Source organism: Methylobacterium sp. WL116 (assembly GCF_008039455.1).
Taxonomy (GTDB): domain Bacteria; phylum Pseudomonadota; class Alphaproteobacteria; order Rhizobiales; family Beijerinckiaceae; genus Methylobacterium.
Genome location: NZ_VRUV01000798.1, coordinates 1 through 1,466, shown reverse-complemented (window position 1 = coordinate 1,466; position 1,466 = coordinate 1). Strand labels below are relative to the sequence as shown.

1 protein-coding gene and 1 pseudogene are annotated in these 1,466 nt (G+C 72.6%); both read right to left on the bottom strand.

What is annotated here, in order from left to right:
- A partial coding sequence (locus tag FV223_RS27435) for an ABC transporter transmembrane domain-containing protein (protein WP_246689831.1) occupies window positions 1-1,018 on the bottom strand: 1,018 nt, incomplete at its 3' end.
- Window positions 1,019-1,121: 103 nt separating this feature from the next.
- A pseudogene (locus tag FV223_RS30950) lies at window positions 1,122-1,466 on the bottom strand (hypothetical protein); the annotation flags it as partial.

The window sequence follows — 1,466 nt, the reverse complement described above, 5'->3', positions numbered from 1 at the left end:
ACATCGCGGTCTGCTTCCTGTTCCATCCCTGGCTCGGCACCGCGATCGCCGGCGGCGCGGTGGTCCTGTGCCTGCTGACGATCCGGGTCCAGGCCTGGCGCGACGCCGAGAACGACTTCCAGTTCGCGATGGCGAGATCGACCGGCGCCAGCGCCCGGGCCGAGAGGATGGTCGCGGCCAGCATCACGCCGGCGGTCGCTTCCTCGCGCACCACGAGGTAGGCGCCGAGGCCGAGGATGCCCGATTGCAGCACGGTGCGCATCAGGCGCGCCGTCGCGCCGAAGCCGATGGCGAGGTCGTTGCCGTCGGTCGCCACGTCGAGGTTCCGGCGCGCCCGGGCCTGCCACAGGGTCGCGATCCGCGCGCGCATGCCGAGCGCCGAGAGCAGCGGCGCCGTGCGGTGCGCCATGTCGGTGAAGGCGCGTCGCTCGCCGGCCACCCGGACGCCCTCGCGGGTCGGGCCGGCCGAAGCCCAGTCGGTCAGGATCGTCAGCAGGCACAGGACCACCGCGCCGCCGGCGATCGCGGTGCCGAGCCAGGGATGGAACAGGAAGCAGACCGCGATGTAGAGCGGCACCCACGGCAGGTCGAAGAAGGCGGTGAACGCCATGCTCGACAGGAAGCCGCGCACCGTGTCAAGGTCGCGCAGCGCCTGCGGGCCGTCGTCGCCCCGCGGCGTCTCCGACCCACGGACCAGCAGGGTCCGGAAGATCCGCGCGCCGAGGCGCTCGTCGACGAGGCGCCCGAACCGCGACAGGATCCGGGCGCGGAACACCTCCAGCACGCTCTGGATCAGGAACAGCATCAGCGCGATGCCGGCCAGCCCGACCAAGGTCGCGATGCTGCGGCTCGGCAGCACCCGGTCGTAGACCTGCAGCATGAAGATCGGCGCGGTCAGCATCAGCAGGTTGATGAGGCCGCTGACGATCATCACGGTCGCCAGCGAGGCGCGCCCGGCTCTGGCGGCAGCCCAGAACTCCCGGCGCTTGGCGATACGCAGCACACGTTCGTCGATCACGAGACGGTTCCCCGGCTTGCAGGATCAGGCAGAGACGATTCGGCAGGGCAAGTCGGCGGAAGAGGAAGCCCCCGCCGCGTCGGGCGGCGAGGGCTCGGATGGGTCAGAGGCCGAGGAGGTGGATCCCGGTCGTCGCGGTGTGCGGCGTCGGGTCGACATGCGCGGCGTCGACGTGGCCGCCGAGATCGATCGCCGCGATCCCGAGATCGAGGGGCAGCCCGTGCGAGGCTCCCGCATCCGCCGATGCGGGAGCCGTGGGGGCGACGTCGAGGAGGTGGCCGACGAGCGCGTCTCCGCCCCCGCCGCCGGCCTGCGGGAAGACGATGCCGTCGCCCGAGAGCAGGCCGGCATGGAGCAGGCCGGGCTGATCGGCCGGCACCGCGATCGCGCTCGCCTGGACGGTGTGGGCCGGGTCCGCGCTCGTCGGCCACCTCCTCGACGTCGCCCC